Here is a 16,182-nt window from a genome sequence, read left to right on the forward strand (position 1 = left end):
GATACCGCCCAAGAGTTCATATCGACGGCGGTGTTTGGCACCTCGATGTCGGCTCATCTCATCCTGGGGCTGTAGCCGGTCCCAAGGGTATGGCTGTTCGCCATTTAAAGAGGTACGTGAGCTGGGTTTAAAACGTCGTGAGACAGTTTGGTCCCTATCTGCCGTGGGCGTTGGAAGTTTGAAGGGGGCTGCTCCTAGTACGAGAGGACCGGAGTGGACGAACCTCTGGTGTACCGGTTGTCACGCCAGTGGCATCGCCGGGTAGCTATGTTCGGAAGAGATAACCGCTGAAAGCATCTAAGCGGGAAACTCGCCTTAAGATGAGACTTCCCTGGGAACTCGATTCCCCTTAAGGGTCGTTCAAGACCAGGACGTTGATAGGTCAGGTGTGGAAGCGCAGTAATGCGTTAAGCTAACTGATACTAATTGCCCGTGAGGCTTGATCCTATAACCAGTGTGTTTTTCCTGGTGTGAGTTGCGTGTGTGCCCCAATGCGGGCGCTGATACCCTCACAACCCAACTAAATGTTTGTACTACGCTTCTTCTGAATTGGTTTTGTTGCACTCACCGTGCAGCAAAACATACAAGTTATGCCTGATGACCATAGCGAGTTGGAACCACCCCTTCCCATCCCGAACAGGACCGTGAAACGACTCCACGCCGATGATAGTGCGGATACCCGTGTGAAAGTAGGTAATCGTCAGGCTCCCCTAAAAAACCCCTTGCTACAACGCGTAGCAAGGGGTTTTTGCTTTGTACTCCCACATGGCCTGTTTTGGTGGCTTCTTCTCGCGCCTCTCTCTCTCTTCCTCCATCCTCGCTTTTCTCATCCCGGCGGTGTTCCGTCGGGATCGCAGCCCAACTTCGAGGAAGATTTAATCTGCCTCAATGAAATATCTCATTGAATTCATCTGAAGTTAATTCAAGCAGCGAGAAAAAAAGGCATTTCCATTTGTCCAAAGCGAACTCTCCCATTTTCTTCGGTAGTTAGAGCTCCAAAGGGCCTGATCGCCGGCAACTAACAGAACATGAATTCCGTGGAGAGATTCTCTCGAAATGCGATGAGAGGCATCAACATTTGACATTTTTTGTCGTTATCGTATTGTCGTTTTAGTTGACGATACGAGCGCAATCCAGCTCTTACATTGGATGCGCGCTAACGATAGAAAGAATGAACCAGATATTCGCTTCGAACCAAAAACTTCCGCCCGTCGTTGTCATTTCCCTCGTGGATAGCGATGTCCGTCGCGCCCACATCACGGCGCAATTAGCGGATGCCGGTGTGCTCTTTCGCTTCTTCAACGCGCAGCGCATCGAGAAATACCCACCCGAATACGACGCCCGCACGCGTCTGCAGATGTACGCCAACCATCTGACGCTCGGGGAGGTCGGATGCTATGACAGCCATTACCGAATCTGGCAGGATCTGGCGCGCTCCAATGACGACATCTGGTGCATCCTGGAAGACGATATCGAACTGGCCCCCGATTTCTCGCAGCGCTTGGCTGGCGCATTGGATGTGCCGGTGCCGTGGGGTGTCATGCGGTTGAAAGACGCCGGTTCCGCAGGTCGGTGGCAAGTGGCTCAACTGCCCGGCGGCGGGGTTCTGAACGATCACCGCAAGCAACCAGGGGGTACGCAGGGTTACCTCATCCGACGCGATGCGGCATTAACGCTTCTGGCGTACGGAAAACGCATGATTCATCCCGTCGACGACATGCTCAATCGCAACTGGGAGCATGGCATTCGGATGATCTCCATATCACCGGATATGGTGGCTGATCGAGGCGATGAGTTGGGGACCACCATCGTCGGTCGCCAGAAAGCCAGGCGCAGCATTTCGCAGAAGCTCCGGCGCGAGTTTCATATGGGCCGAGATAGTCTGAGCCGATATATCGACGCCTGGCGCCGCCGGCTACTGACACCCACCCGTCGTTGGGAGTGACCGAGACCCGGTCGGCCTTCACATATCCAAGCAAATCAAAGACTTGCCGCATATAGTGAAAATCCGCAGAGCATCAGGCACAAAAACTGCGTATTTAATGCATGGAAGGTGTTGACAAGGCCGGGGGACATCTCCATAATTGCAAATTCTCTGCGGAGGGGTGCCCGAGTGGCTAAAGGGGGCAGACTGTAAATCTGTTGGCTTACGCCTACGTTGGTTCGAATCCAACCTCCTCCACCAGAATGCGGAAGTGATAAGCGTCGGGAATCCAGGTTTCCGGCGCTTGTTACCGAGAAGCGAGAGTCGGAATCCACGCGGGTGTAGCTCAATGGTAGAGCAGAAGCCTTCCAAGCTTATGACGAGGGTTCGATTCCCTTCACCCGCTCCAGGTGACGCGCAGACGCAGTAGAAGTAAAGGATTCGCCCATGTGGCTCAGTGGTAGAGCACTCCCTTGGTAAGGGAGAGGTCGGCAGTTCGATCCTGCCCATGGGCACCAAAAGATAGTGTGAAGCGCGGCAATCAACATGCCGAGCAACCTCGGCAATAGATAACCCCGTTAGGAGTCGGAAATGGCAAAGGAAAAATTCGAGCGGACTAAGCCGCACGTGAACGTTGGCACCATCGGTCACGTTGACCATGGCAAGACCACCCTGACGGCCGCTATCGCAACGGTTCTGTCGTCGAAGTTCGGCGGCCAGGCCAAGAAGTACGACGAAATCGACGCAGCACCGGAAGAAAAGGCGCGCGGTATTACCATCAACACCGCGCACATCGAGTACGAAACGGCTAACCGCCATTACGCACACGTTGACTGCCCGGGCCACGCCGACTACGTCAAGAACATGATTACCGGTGCCGCCCAGATGGACGGCGCTATCCTGGTTTGCTCGGCCGCTGACGGCCCGATGCCGCAAACGCGTGAGCACATCCTGTTGGCCCGTCAGGTTGGCGTGCCGTACATCATCGTGTTCCTGAACAAGTGCGACATGGTCGACGACGCCGAGCTGCTCGAGCTGGTCGAAATGGAAGTTCGCGAACTTCTGTCGAAGTACGACTTCCCGGGCGACGACCTGCCGATCATCAAGGGTTCGGCCAAGTTGGCGCTGGAAGGTGACAAGGGCGAACTCGGCGAACAAGCCATCATGCAGCTGGCTGACGCGCTCGACTCGTACATCCCGACGCCGGAGCGCGCCATCGACAAGGCATTCCTGATGCCGGTGGAAGACGTGTTCTCGATCTCGGGCCGCGGTACGGTTGTGACGGGTCGCGTTGAGTCGGGCGTGATCAAGGTCGGCGAAGAGATCGAAATCGTTGGCATCACGCCGACGGTCAAGACGATTTGCACGGGCGTTGAAATGTTCCGCAAGCTGCTCGACCAAGGTCAAGCAGGCGACAACGTCGGTATCCTGCTGCGTGGCACGAAGCGTGAAGAAGTTCAGCGTGGTCAGGTTCTGGCCAAGCCGGGTTCGATCACGCCGCACACGGAATTCACGGGCGAAGTGTACGTTCTGTCGAAGGATGAAGGTGGTCGTCACACCCCGTTCTTCAACAACTACCGCCCGCAGTTCTACTTCCGTACGACGGACGTCACCGGTTCGATCACCTTGCCGGAAGACAAGGAAATGGTCATGCCGGGCGATAACGTGTCGATCAGCGTCAAGCTGATTGCCCCGATCGCCATGACTGAAGGTCTGCGTTTCGCAATTCGCGAAGGTGGCCGTACCGTCGGCGCCGGCGTGGTTGCAAAGATCGTAGCTTAAGCCGGTACCTTAACGGTCCGCGCTTACGGGGTCAGCTTTTGGCGGCTGGCCCCTCTGCTGTTTTAGGGGTATAGCTCAACTGGCAGAGCGTCGGTCTCCAAAACCGAAGGTTGGGGGTTCGATTCCCTCTGCCCCTGCCAAAACAACTGTCTGCAAGCTGGAAATGGCGAATTCTCCCGTAGAAACTGTACGTACGACTGGCGACAAGCTGCTGCTGGCACTGGCCGGGCTGCTGGTTATTGCTGGCGTCGTGGCGTTCTACGCGTTGGAGCAACAAGCACTGTATGTGCGCGTTGCTGCCATCGTCGTCGTTCTGGCCATCGCAGCAGGTGTTGCATTGGCATCGCAAACCGGCAAAGGCTTCCTGGCTTTTGCCAAGGATGCGTATCGGGAAGTGGGTAAGGTCGTTTGGCCGACCCGTAAAGAGGCCGCTCAAACGACAGCGATTGTCTTCGCGTTCGTCATCGTCATGGCGCTGTATCTTTGGCTCAGCGACAAGACGATCGAATGGGCGGTGTTCTCTTTGATTCTTGGCTGGAAGTGATATGTCTGATACCGGGGCTGCACCGAGTAAGAAGCGCTGGTACGTCGTTCATGCGTATTCCGGCATGGAAAAGAGCGTAGCCAAGGCGCTTCGCGAGCGCATTGCGCGCGCTGGCATGGAAGAATACTTCGGCGAGATTCTCGTTCCGACCGAAGAAGTTGTTGAAACAAAGGGTGGCCACAAGTCGGTCACCGAGCGTCGTTTCTTTCCCGGCTATGTGCTGTGCGAGATGGAAATGACGGACGACACGTGGCACTTGGTGAAGAACACCGCCAAGGTCACCGGTTTTGTCGGCGGCACGGGCAATCGTCCGATTCCGATCCGTCAGGCCGAGGTCGACAAGATCATGTCGCAAATCAAGGACGGGGTGGAAAAGCCGCGTCCCAAGACGTTGTTCGAAGTGGGCGAGCTGGTTCGAGTCAAAGATGGTCCTTTCACGGACTTCAACGGCTCGGTGGAAGAAGTGAACTACGAAAAATCTCGCCTCCGTGTTTCCGTCACCATTTTCGGACGGGCGACTCCGGTAGAACTGGAGTTCGGACAAGTCGAAAAGATCTAAGAATAAAATGCGCCGGCGCGACGTCCGGCGCGTTTTTGCGTTGGTGACAGCCGTCGCCGAGGAGCGCCAGTAGCCGGTTTTCCGGTGAAAACGCGCTATGACTCAACCCCGAATATGCGCCACATATTCGTTCCGGAGTAAACCATGGCAAAGAAAATCATCGGCTTTATCAAGCTGCAGATTCCTGCAGGTAAAGCCAACCCGTCGCCCCCCGTGGGCCCGGCACTGGGTCAACGCGGCCTGAACATCATGGAGTTCTGCAAGGCGTTCAACGCGCAAACGCAGAGCCTCGAGCCGGGTCTGCCGATTCCGGTGGTGATCACCGCATTTGCGGACAAGAGCTTCACGTTCGTCCTGAAGACCCCGCCGGCAACGGTGCTGATCAAAAAAGCTGCCAACCTGCAAAAGGGTTCGAGCAAGCCGCACACCGATAAGGTGGGCAAGATCACCCGCGCACAAGCGGAAGAAATCGCGAAGACCAAGATGCCTGACCTTACCGCCTCCGATCTGGACGCCGCGGTTCGCACCATCGCTGGCAGCGCACGTTCGATGGGCATCACGGTGGAGGGTCTGTAATGGCTAAGATCTCGAAGCGTCAACAAGCACTGGCCGCCAAGGTCGATCGCAACAAGCTGTACCCGGTCGGCGACGCTCTGGCCCTGGTCAAGGAATGCGCAAGCGCCAAGTTCGACGAGTCGATCGACGTCGCCGTGCAACTGGGCGTGGATGCGAAGAAGTCGGACCAGGTGGTTCGTGGTTCGGTCGTTCTGCCGGCAGGTACCGGTAAGTCGGTTCGCGTGGCTGTTTTCGCCCAAGGCGAAAAGGCTGAGCAAGCCAAGGCTGCCGGCGCTGAAATCGTGGGCATGGAAGACCTGGCCGAGCAGATCAAGGCCGGCAACATGGACTTCGATATCGTGATCGCTTCGCCGGACACGATGCGTATCGTCGGTACGCTGGGCCAGATCCTCGGCCCGCGCGGCCTGATGCCGAACCCGAAGGTTGGCACGGTGACCCCGGACGTTGCTACGGCTGTGAAGAACGCCAAGGCAGGTCAGGTGCAGTTCCGCGTTGACAAGGGCGGCATCATTCACGCCACGATCGGTCGCGCATCGTTCGAACCGGCAGCGCTGCAGAAGAACCTGTCGGCACTGTTGGAAGCCCTGACGAAGGCCAAGCCGGCTTCGAGCAAGGGTGTCTACCTGCGCAAGATCGCCCTGTCGAGCACGATGGGCGTTGGCGTGCGTGTGGATCAGGCTAGCTTGGCTGCCTAAGCGAGACAGTATCGCAATCGCAGGGTGATGGCGTCCCCTGCGATGGCTGAGATCCTCGAGATCGAAAGCCAGTAGCAAAAGACTTTGGGCGGAAGCGAGTTCTTCGGAATGCGCTTCCGGTTATCAAAGACCGTTGGCGGGAATGGGCATTCACTGACGCTCCCTTAATACGCCAGCCAACGCAGATGGCGAACCCGAACAAGTTTTGCAGTCACACCGTCGCACGCGGGCAACCGGGCGCGAGGGTTGAAACTCCAGACATGTCGGTAAGCCGTTAGTGGAACGGCGTCACCATGAGGTGATGTCAATTTTGGAGGTTAACCGTGGCACTTAATCTTGATGATAAGAAAGCCGTCGTGGCAGAAGTTTCGGCGCAAGTCGCCGGCGCTTCGACCATCGTTGTGGCTGAATATCGCGGAATCACGGTTGGCGATCTGACGAAGCTTCGCGCCAATGCGCGTCAGCAAGGTGTCTACCTGCGCGTTCTGAAGAACACGCTGGCACGCCGCGCGGTGGAAAACACCCCGTTTGCTGACCTGGCTGAGCAGATGACCGGTCCTCTGATCTACGGTATCTCGACGGATCCCGTAGCCGCTGCGAAAGTCTTGAACGACTTTTCGAAGGGCAACGACAAGTTGATCTTGAAGGCCGGCTCGTACGACGGCAAGGTGATGGACAAGGCAGGCGTGCAAGCGCTGGCCTCGATCCCGAGCCGCGACGAACTGCTCGCGAAGTTGCTGGGTGTCATGCAAGCGCCGGTTTCCGGCTTTGCTCGCGTCCTGGCTGCCGTGGCCGAGAAGAAGCAAGCGGAAGCTGCTTAATTCTCGCCCCGGTTACACGATCGCTGACTTCGGTCCGAACACAATCTAGGAGTTTTACAAATGGCAATCACGAAAGACGAAATCATCGAAGCCGTAGGCGCGATGTCGGTTATGGAACTGAACGACCTGGTCAAGGCGTTCGAAGAGAAGTTCGGCGTGTCGGCTGCTGCCCTGGCAGTTGCTGGCCCGGCAGGTGCTGGCGGCGCCGCTGCTGCTGCTGAAGAGCAAACCGAATTCAACGTCATCCTGGCGGAAGTCGGTGCAAACAAGGTCGGCGTCATCAAGGCCGTCCGCGAAATCACCGGCCTGGGCCTGAAGGAAGCCAAGGATCTGGTTGATGGCGCTCCGAAGGCAGTCAAGGAAGGCGTTGACAAGGCTGCTGCTGAAGAAGCCAAGAAGAAGCTGGAAGAAGCCGGCGCCAAGGTCGAAGTCAAGTAATTCGGCTCTGCGCGTAGGGAAGGCTGGCGACGAAAAGTCGTCAGCCTTTTTGTGCTTTCAGGAGATGCAAATCCCATAAAGGATGTGCGGAATTCGAAAGCCGGCGCGAGGCAGCGCCAAGTGGTTGAAAGCAAAATGATTTCGCCAAAGTCGATGCAGACCGCGCTGTTTCAAACGCGTGTCCCATCGGCGAGTTGAGCGAAAGCGCGGTACCAGGGAAGTACGGAAGACGTATCGAAGAGGCCAAAGAAAAAATCGCGCGGCGTGTGTCTGCGGCGGTTTTCTCTTTGTCTTCTGAAGCGACTGCAGAAGGCAAGTTTGGTCGGGCGACGGGCAACACAGGCATCCGTCGCCGTCAGCCAGCGGTTGGTAGCGGCCAACCACCAAGCTCGTTGCTCTACGGCAAGCCCGCCGTGGGGGACGTCTGGTCTCAGTCGATGAACACCCGTTGACGATGCCTGCCGTCGTCGTCAGCGTAGTGATTCGGAGATCGTAATGCACTATTCCTTCACCGAGAAGAAACGCATTCGCAAAAGTTTTGCGAAGCGTCCGACCGTGCACAAGGTGCCGTTTTTGCTGGCCACCCAGCTCGCCTCGTACACATCGTTCTTGCAAGCCGATGCGCTTGCATCGGAGCGGAAGCCGGAGGGTCTGCAAGCAGCCTTCTCCTCCATTTTCCCGATCGTTTCTCACAACGGGTTCGCACGCCTGGAGTTTGTCAGCTATCTGCTCGGTACTCCTGCGTTCGATGTCAAGGAATGTCAACAGCGCGGCCTGACCTTTTGCTCGGCCCTGCGCGCCAAGGTTCGTCTGGTGATTCTCGACAAGGAATCGCCGAACAAGCCCGTCGTCAAGGAAGTCAAGGAACAGGAAGTGTACATGGGCGAAATTCCGCTCATGACCTCGACGGGTTCCTTCGTCATCAATGGCACGGAACGTGTCATCGTCTCGCAGCTGCATCGTTCGCCGGGCGTGTTCTTCGAACACGACAAGGGCAAGACGCACAGCTCGGGCAAACTGCTTTTCTCCGCGCGTATCATCCCCTACCGCGGCTCGTGGCTGGACTTCGAATTCGATCCGAAGGACATCCTGTACTTCCGCGTCGACCGCCGTCGCAAGATGCCGGTCACGATCCTGCTCAAGGCCATTGGCCTGACGCCGGAACAGATCCTCGCGAACTTCTTCGTGTTCGACAACTTCAAGCTGATGCCGGAAGGCGCACAGATGGAGTTCGTGCCGGAGCGTCTGCGCGGTGAAGTCGCGCGTTTCGATATCACGGATCGCGAAGGCAAGGTCATCGTCCAGAAGGACAAGCGCGTCAACGCGAAGCACATCCGTGATCTGGAGAACGCCAACACCAAGTTCATCTCGGTGCCGGAAGACTACCTGCTCGGCCGTGTGCTCGCGAAGAACGTGATCGATGGCGATACCGGCGAGGTGATCGCCAACGCCAACGACGAAATCACCGAAAGCGTGCTGGTCAAGCTGCGCGAGTCGGGCGTGTCGGACATCCAGACGCTGTACACGAACGATCTGGACCAGGGTTCGTACATCTCGGCCACGCTGCGTATTGACGAAACCGCCGACCGGACGGCTGCGCGTATCGCGATCTATCGCATGATGCGCCCGGGCGAGCCGCCGACCGAAGATGCGGTCGAGGCGTTGTTCAACCGTCTGTTCTACAGCGAAGAAGCGTACGACCTGTCGAAGGTGGGTCGTATGAAGTTCAACCGTCGTGTTGGCCGTGACGAAGTGCTCGGACCGATGACGCTGGAAGACGACGACATTCTCGCGACCATCAAGATCCTCGTGGATCTGCGTAACGGCCGCGGCGAAGTCGACGACATCGACCACTTGGGTAACCGTCGTGTGCGTTGCGTCGGCGAACTGGCCGAAAACCAGTTCCGTGCCGGTCTGGTGCGTGTCGAGCGCGCTGTGAAGGAACGTCTGGGTCAGGCCGAGTCGGAAAACCTGATGCCGCACGACCTGATCAACAGCAAGCCGATCTCGTCGGCCATTCGCGAGTTCTTCGGTTCGTCGCAGCTCTCGCAGTTCATGGACCAGACCAACCCGCTGTCGGAAATCACGCACAAGCGTCGCGTGTCCGCACTGGGCCCGGGCGGTCTGACGCGTGAGCGTGCAGGCTTCGAAGTGCGCGACGTGCACCCGACTCACTACGGTCGTGTGTGCCCGATTGAAACGCCGGAAGGCCCGAACATCGGTCTGATCAACTCGCTGGCACTGTACGCTCGCCTGAACGAATACGGCTTCCTCGAGACGCCGTATCGCAAGGTGGAAGACGGCAAGGTCACCGACCAGATCGACTACCTGTCGGCCATTGAAGAAGGTCGTTACGTGATCGCTCAGGCGAACGCGTCGATCGGCGAAAACGGCGAACTGACCGACGAACTGGTCTCGTCGCGTGAAGCTGGCGAAACGCTGATGGTCACGCCGGACCGCATCCAGTACATGGACGTGGCGCCGTCGCAGATCGTGTCGGTGGCAGCCTCGCTGATTCCGTTCCTCGAGCACGACGATGCGAACCGCGCATTGATGGGTTCGAACATGCAGCGCCAGGCCGTGCCTTGCCTGCGTCCGGAAAAAGCGGTCGTCGGTACGGGTATCGAACGTACGGTGGCGGTTGACTCGGGTACGACCGTGCAGGCGTTCCGTGGCGGCGTGGTCGATTACGTCGATGCCGGCCGTGTGGTGATTCGCGTGAACGACGATGAAGCCGTTGCCGGTGAAGTCGGCGTGGACATCTACAACCTGATCAAGTACACGCGTTCGAACCAGAACACCAACATCAACCAGCGCCCGATCGTGGAAGTGGGCGACAAGGTGGCGCGCGGCGATGTGATCGCCGACGGCGCGTCGACCGATCTGGGTGAGCTGGCGCTGGGTCAGAACATGCTGATCGCGTTCATGCCGTGGAACGGTTACAACTTCGAGGATTCGATCCTGATCTCGGAGCGCGTCGTTGCGGAAGACCGTTACACGTCGATCCACATCGAAGAGTTGAACGTGGTCGCTCGCGACACGAAGCTCGGACCTGAGGAAATCACGCGCGACATCTCGAACCTGGCGGAAGTGCAACTGAGCCGTCTGGACGAGTCGGGCATCGTGTACATCGGCGCGGAAGTCGAAGCCGGCGACGTGATGGTGGGCAAGGTCACGCCGAAGGGCGAAACCCAGCTCACGCCGGAAGAAAAGCTGCTGCGCGCGATCTTCGGCGAGAAGGCATCGGACGTGAAGGACACGTCGCTGCGTGTGCCGTCGGGCATGAGCGGCACGGTGATCGATGTGCAAGTGTTCACGCGTGAAGGCATTCAGCGCGACAAGCGCGCTCAACAGATCATCGACGATGAACTGAAGGGCTACCGCCTGGACCTGAACGACCAGCTGCGTATCGTGGAAGGCGATGCATTCCAGCGTCTGGAGCGCTTCCTGGTGGGCAAGACGGCCAATGGCGGTCCGAAGAAGCTCGCCAAGGGCACCAAGCTCACGAAGGAATACCTGGCCGATCTGGATCGCTACCACTGGTTCGACATCCGTCTGGCCGACGACGAAGGCGCGCAACAGCTCGAGCAGATCAAGGAATCGATCGAGCAGAAGCGTCACCAGTTCGATCTGGCCTTCGAAGAAAAGCGCAAGAAGCTCACGCAGGGCGACGAACTGCCGCCGGGTGTGTTGAAGATGGTCAAGGTGTACCTGGCAGTCAAGCGTCGTCTGCAGCCTGGCGACAAGATGGCCGGCCGTCACGGTAACAAGGGCGTGGTCTCGAAGATCGTGCCGATCGAGGATATGCCGTACATGGCCGATGGCCGTCCGGCCGACATCGTGCTCAACCCGCTCGGCGTGCCGTCGCGGATGAACGTGGGTCAGATTCTCGAGTCGCACCTCGGCTGGGCAGCGAAGGGTCTGGGCTGGCGTATCGGCGAAATGCTGCAAGCGCACACCAAGGTCCAGGAAGTTCGCAAGTTCCTGACGAAGATCTACAACGAGAGCGGTCAGCAAGAAGATATCGACAGCCTGTCGGACGACGAAATCATGTCGCTGGCGCGCAACTTGCAGAACGGCGTGCCGTTCGCAACGCCGGTGTTCGATGGTGCCCATGAAGAGGAAATCCACCGCATGCTGGATCTGGCGTTCCCGGATCACATCGCGAAGGAACTCGGCATGACGCCGTCGAAGAATCAGGTCACGCTGTTCGACGGTCGTACGGGCGAAGCCTTTGAGCGTCCGGTCACTTGCGGCTTCATGCACATGCTCAAGCTGCACCACTTGGTCGACGACAAGATGCACGCGCGTTCGACCGGTCCGTACTCGCTGGTGACGCAACAGCCGTTGGGCGGTAAGGCTCAGTTCGGTGGTCAGCGTTTCGGTGAAATGGAAGTGTGGGCACTGGAAGCCTATGGCGCATCGTATGTGCTGCAGGAAATGCTGACCGTGAAGTCGGATGACGTGACGGGTCGTACGAAGGTGTACGAAAACCTCGTCAAGGGCGATCACGTGATCGATGCCGGCATGCCGGAATCGTTCAACGTGCTGGTCAAGGAAATCCGTTCGCTCGGTATCGATATCGACCTGGAGCGCGGTTAATCGCGTTCAGGCAACAGGAGAAAGCAATGAAAGCTTTGCTCGATCTATTCAAGCAAGTCCAGCAGGACGAACAGTTCGACGCGATCAAGATCGGTCTGGCTTCGCCGGACAAGATCCGTTCGTGGTCGTTCGGCGAAGTGAAGAAGCCGGAGACGATCAACTACCGGACTTTCAAGCCCGAGCGTGACGGTCTGTTCTGCGCAAAGATCTTCGGTCCGATCAAGGACTACGAATGCCTTTGCGGCAAGTACAAGCGCCTGAAGCACCGTGGCGTGATCTGCGAGAAGTGCGGCGTGGAAGTCACGCTGGCGAAGGTGCGTCGCGAGCGCATGGGCCACATTGAGCTGGCCTCGCCGGTCGCGCACATCTGGTTCCTGAAGTCGCTCCCGTCGCGTCTGGGCATGGTGCTCGACATGACGCTGCGAGACATCGAACGCGTGCTGTACTTCGAAGCGTATGTGGTCCTCGAACCTGGCATGACGCCGCTCAAGCGTTGCCAGATCATGACGGAAGAGGATTACTACAACAAGGTCGAGGAATACGGCGACGAATTCCGTGCCGAGATGGGCGCGGAAGGCGTGCGCGAGCTGCTGCGCTCGATCGACATCGATCAGCAGGTCGAGCATCTGCGCGCCGAGCTGCAAGCCACGGGCTCGGAAGCCAAGATCAAGAAGTACGCCAAGCGCCTGAAGGTGCTCGAGGCCTTCCAACGCTCGGGCATCAAGCCCGAGTGGATGGTGCTCGAAGTGCTGCCGGTGCTCCCGCCCGAGCTGCGCCCGCTGGTGCCGCTCGACGGTGGCCGCTTCGCGACCTCGGACCTGAACGACCTGTATCGCCGCGTCATCAACCGTAACAACCGTCTGAAGCGTCTGCTCGAGCTTAAGGCCCCGGACATCATCGTGCGCAACGAAAAGCGCATGCTGCAAGAGTCCGTGGACTCGCTGCTCGACAACGGCCGTCGCGGTAAGGCGATGACCGGTGCGAACAAGCGCCCGCTCAAGTCGCTGGCCGACATGATCAAGGGTAAGAGCGGTCGTTTCCGTCAGAACCTGCTGGGTAAGCGCGTCGACTACTCGGGCCGTTCGGTGATTACCGTGGGCCCGACGCTCAAGCTGCATCAGTGCGGTCTGCCGAAGCTGATGGCGCTCGAACTCTTCAAGCCGTTCATCTTCCACAAGCTGGAAGTGATGGGCGTGGCCACGACCATCAAGGCCGCGAAGAAGGAAGTCGAGAACCAGACGGCCGTGGTGTGGGACATCCTCGAAGAGGTGATCCGCGAGCATCCGATCATGCTGAACCGCGCACCGACGCTGCACCGTCTGGGTATCCAGGCGTTCGAGCCGGTGCTGATCGAAGGCAAGGCAATTCAGCTTCACCCGCTGGTTTGCGCGGCATTCAACGCCGACTTCGACGGTGACCAGATGGCCGTTCACGTGCCGCTGTCGCTCGAAGCGCAGATGGAAGCGCGTACCCTGATGCTGGCCTCGAACAACGTATTGTTCCCGGCTAACGGCGATCCGTCGATCGTGCCGTCGCAGGATATCGTGCTGGGTCTGTACTACGCGACGCGCGACAAGATCAACGGCCGCGGCGAAGGCTTGTCGTTCATCGACGTGTCGGAAGTGCTGCGTGCGTACGACAACAAGGAAGTCGAACTGGCTTCGCGCGTGAACGTGCGTATCACGGAGTACACGGTCGATCCGGAAACGGGCGAAAAGACGCCGAAGATCACGCTGTACCCGACGACTGTCGGCCGCGCGATCCTGTCGGAAATTCTGCCGCCGGGCCTGCCGTTCTCGGTGCTGAACAAGTCGCTCAAGAAGAAGGAAATCTCGAAGCTGATCAACACGGCGTTCCGTCGTTGCGGTCTGCGCGAGACGGTCATCTTCGTCGACAAGCTGATGCAGTCGGGCTTCCGCCTGGCAACGCGTGCCGGTATCTCGATCTGCGTCGACGACATGCTCGTGCCGACGAAGAAGGAAGAGCTGATCGGCGAAGCGTCGAAGAAGGTCAAGGAATACGACCGTCAGTACATGTCGGGTCTGGTCACGGCACAAGAGCGTTACAACAACGTCGTGGACATTTGGGGTGCTACCGGTGACGCCGTGGGTAAGGCGATGATGGAGCAGCTCTCGAAGGAAAAGACGATCGATCGCGACGGCCACACCGTGGATCAGGAGTCGTTCAACTCGATTTACATGATGGCCGACTCCGGTGCGCGCGGTTCGAGCGCCCAGATTCGTCAGCTCGCCGGTATGCGTGGCCTGATGGCCAAGCCGGACGGCTCGATTATCGAGACGCCGATTACCGCGAACTTCCGCGAAGGCCTGAACGTGTTGCAGTACTTCATCTCGACCCACGGTGCACGTAAGGGTCTGGCCGATACGGCGTTGAAGACGGCAAACTCGGGTTACCTGACGCGTCGTCTGGTCGACGTGACGCAGGATCTGGTCGTGGTCGAAGACGATTGCGGCACGAGCAACGGCGTGGCGATGAAGGCGCTGGTCGAGGGCGGTGAAGTGGTCGAAGCCCTGCGTGACCGTATCCTGGGTCGCGTGGCAGTGGCTGACGTCGTGAATCCGGAAACGCAAGAGACGGTGTACGAGGCCGGCACGCTGCTCGACGAAGACGTCGTCGAGATGATCGAAACGCTGGGCATCGACGAAGTGCGCGTGCGCACGCCGTTGACCTGCGATACGCGCTACGGTCTGTGCGCAGCCTGCTACGGCCGCGACCTGGGTCGTGGTTCGCGCGTGAACGTCGGCGAAGCGGTCGGCGTGATCGCAGCGCAGTCGATCGGTGAACCGGGCACGCAGCTTACGATGCGTACGTTCCACATCGGTGGTGCGGCATCGCGTGCGGCAGTGGCCTCGTCGATCGAAGCCAAGTCGAACGGTACGGTTCGCTTCACGGCGACCATGCGTTACGTGACGAATGGCCGTGGCGAGCAGATCGCGATCTCGCGTTCGGGCGAAATCCTGATCACGGACGATCACGGCCGTGAGCGCGAGCGTCACAAAGTGCCGTACGGCGCCACGCTGCTGCATCTGGACGGCGCACAGGTCAAGGCCGGTGCCCAACTGGGGACGTGGGATCCGCTGACGCGCCCGATCATTACCGAACACGGCGGTTACGCCAAGTTCGAGAACGTCGAGGAAGGTGTCACGGTTGCCAAGCAGATCGACGATGTGACGGGGCTGTCCACGTTGGTCGTGATCGATCCGAAGCGCCGTGGTCCGGCGTCGAAGAACGTGCGTCCGCAGGTCAAGCTGCTCGACGAGAATGGTGTGGAAGTGAAGATCCCGGGTACCGATCACGCTGTGACGATCGGCTTCCAGGTGGGCGCACTGATTACCATCAAGGACGGTCAGCAAGTGCCGGTGGGCGAAGTGCTCGCACGTATCCCGACCGAAGCGCAGAAGACTCGCGATATTACGGGGGGTCTGCCGCGTGTGGCCGAACTGTTCGAAGCGCGTGCACCGAAGGACGCCGGCATTCTGGCCGAAGTCACGGGCACCACGTCGTTCGGTAAGGACACGAAGGGCAAGCAGCGTCTGGTCATTACCGATCTGGACGGCAACCAGCACGAATTCCTGATTCCGAAGGAAAAGCAGGTGCTGGTGCACGACGGTCAGGTGGTGAACAAGGGCGAAATGATCGTGGACGGCCCGGCCGACCCGCACGACATCCTGCGTCTGCAGGGTATCGAAGCGCTGGCACGTTACATCGTCGACGAAGTTCAGGACGTGTACCGTTTGCAGGGTGTGAAGATCAACGACAAGCACATCGAGGTGATCGTTCGCCAGATGCTCCGTCGTGTACAGATCACCGACAATGGCGATTCGCGCTTCATCATCGGCGAACAGGTCGAGCGTTCGGACATGCTTGACGAGAACGACGCCATGAACGCTGCGGACAAGCGTCCGGCGCAGTACGAGAACGTGCTGCTGGGTATTACGAAGGCGTCGCTGTCGACGGATTCGTTCATCTCGGCGGCATCGTTCCAGGAGACGACGCGCGTGTTGACCGAAGCCGCCATCATGGGCAAGAAGGACGACCTGCGTGGCCTGAAGGAAAACGTCATCGTCGGCCGTCTGATCCCGGCAGGTACGGGTCTGGCGTATCACAAGGCCCGCAGGGCCCGCGAGACGTCGGATCGCGAGCGTCACGACCAGATCGCTCTGGAAGAGGCGTTTGCCCCGATGCCGAACTCGGTGGAAGAGCCTACGGCAGAGTAATCA

10 protein-coding genes, 4 tRNA genes and 2 rRNA genes are annotated in these 16,182 nt (G+C 58.8%); all 16 read left to right on the forward strand.

The features are described from left to right. Positions 1-447, forward strand: a 23S ribosomal RNA gene (locus tag C266_RS21400); the annotation flags it as partial. A gap of 146 nt (positions 448-593) precedes the next feature. Continuing rightward, a 5S ribosomal RNA gene (gene rrf, locus C266_RS21405) occupies positions 594-706 on the forward strand. Positions 707-1,171: 465 nt separating this feature from the next. Next, entirely contained in the window at positions 1,172-1,945 is a 774-nt protein-coding gene (locus tag C266_RS26415; protein WP_010804168.1) for a glycosyltransferase family 25 protein, read from the forward strand. A gap of 154 nt (positions 1,946-2,099) precedes the next feature. Then, positions 2,100-2,185 (forward strand) — tRNA-Tyr (locus C266_RS21415). 74 nt (positions 2,186-2,259) lie between these two features. Continuing rightward, positions 2,260-2,333, forward strand: a tRNA-Gly gene (locus tag C266_RS21420). Between the two features lie 34 nt (positions 2,334-2,367). Next, positions 2,368-2,442: transfer RNA gene (locus tag C266_RS21425), tRNA-Thr, on the forward strand. 73 nt (positions 2,443-2,515) lie between these two features. Beyond that, entirely contained in the window at positions 2,516-3,706 is a 1,191-nt protein-coding gene (tuf, locus tag C266_RS21430) for an elongation factor Tu (protein ID WP_010804167.1), read from the forward strand. A gap of 64 nt (positions 3,707-3,770) precedes the next feature. Then, a tRNA-Trp gene (locus tag C266_RS21435) sits at positions 3,771-3,846 on the forward strand. Between the two features lie 23 nt (positions 3,847-3,869). Continuing rightward, positions 3,870-4,250: a preprotein translocase subunit SecE gene (secE, locus tag C266_RS21440; RefSeq protein WP_010804166.1), complete on the forward strand. Its 381-nt coding sequence runs from the start codon at positions 3,870-3,872 to the stop codon at positions 4,248-4,250. 1 nt (position 4,251) lies between these two features. Beyond that, positions 4,252-4,809 carry a transcription termination/antitermination protein NusG gene (nusG, locus tag C266_RS21445; protein ID WP_010804165.1) on the forward strand — a complete coding sequence of 186 codons (558 nt, stop codon included), beginning with the start codon at positions 4,252-4,254 and terminating at the stop codon, positions 4,807-4,809. Positions 4,810-4,953: 144 nt separating this feature from the next. Beyond that, the gene (gene rplK, locus C266_RS21450) at positions 4,954-5,385 is read left to right on the forward strand and encodes a 50S ribosomal protein L11 (protein ID WP_010804164.1); all 432 of its coding nucleotides are present in this window, start codon (positions 4,954-4,956) and stop codon (positions 5,383-5,385) included. Then, a complete protein-coding gene (rplA, locus tag C266_RS21455; protein WP_010804163.1) occupies positions 5,385-6,080 on the forward strand; it encodes a 50S ribosomal protein L1 in 696 nt (231 codons plus the stop codon). The genes rplK and rplA overlap by 1 nt, the downstream gene beginning before the upstream one ends. Positions 6,081-6,403: 323 nt before the next feature. After that, positions 6,404-6,901 (forward strand): 50S ribosomal protein L10, encoded by a 498-nt coding sequence (gene rplJ, locus C266_RS21460; RefSeq protein WP_010804162.1) that lies wholly within the window; start codon positions 6,404-6,406, stop codon positions 6,899-6,901. A gap of 60 nt (positions 6,902-6,961) precedes the next feature. After that, complete coding sequence (gene rplL / locus C266_RS21465; RefSeq protein ID WP_010804161.1) at positions 6,962-7,339, forward strand: 50S ribosomal protein L7/L12; 378 nt, start codon at positions 6,962-6,964, stop codon at positions 7,337-7,339. A gap of 495 nt (positions 7,340-7,834) precedes the next feature. After that, complete coding sequence (gene rpoB / locus C266_RS21470) at positions 7,835-11,941, forward strand: DNA-directed RNA polymerase subunit beta (RefSeq protein WP_010804160.1); 4,107 nt, start codon at positions 7,835-7,837, stop codon at positions 11,939-11,941. A gap of 26 nt (positions 11,942-11,967) precedes the next feature. After that, entirely contained in the window at positions 11,968-16,179 is a 4,212-nt protein-coding gene (gene rpoC, locus C266_RS21475) for a DNA-directed RNA polymerase subunit beta' (RefSeq protein ID WP_010804159.1), read from the forward strand. Positions 16,180-16,182 lie beyond the last annotated feature (3 nt).

Origin of the sequence: Pandoraea sp. SD6-2 (genome assembly GCF_000389825.1) — a bacterium.
Lineage (GTDB): Bacteria > Pseudomonadota > Gammaproteobacteria > Burkholderiales > Burkholderiaceae > Pandoraea > Pandoraea communis.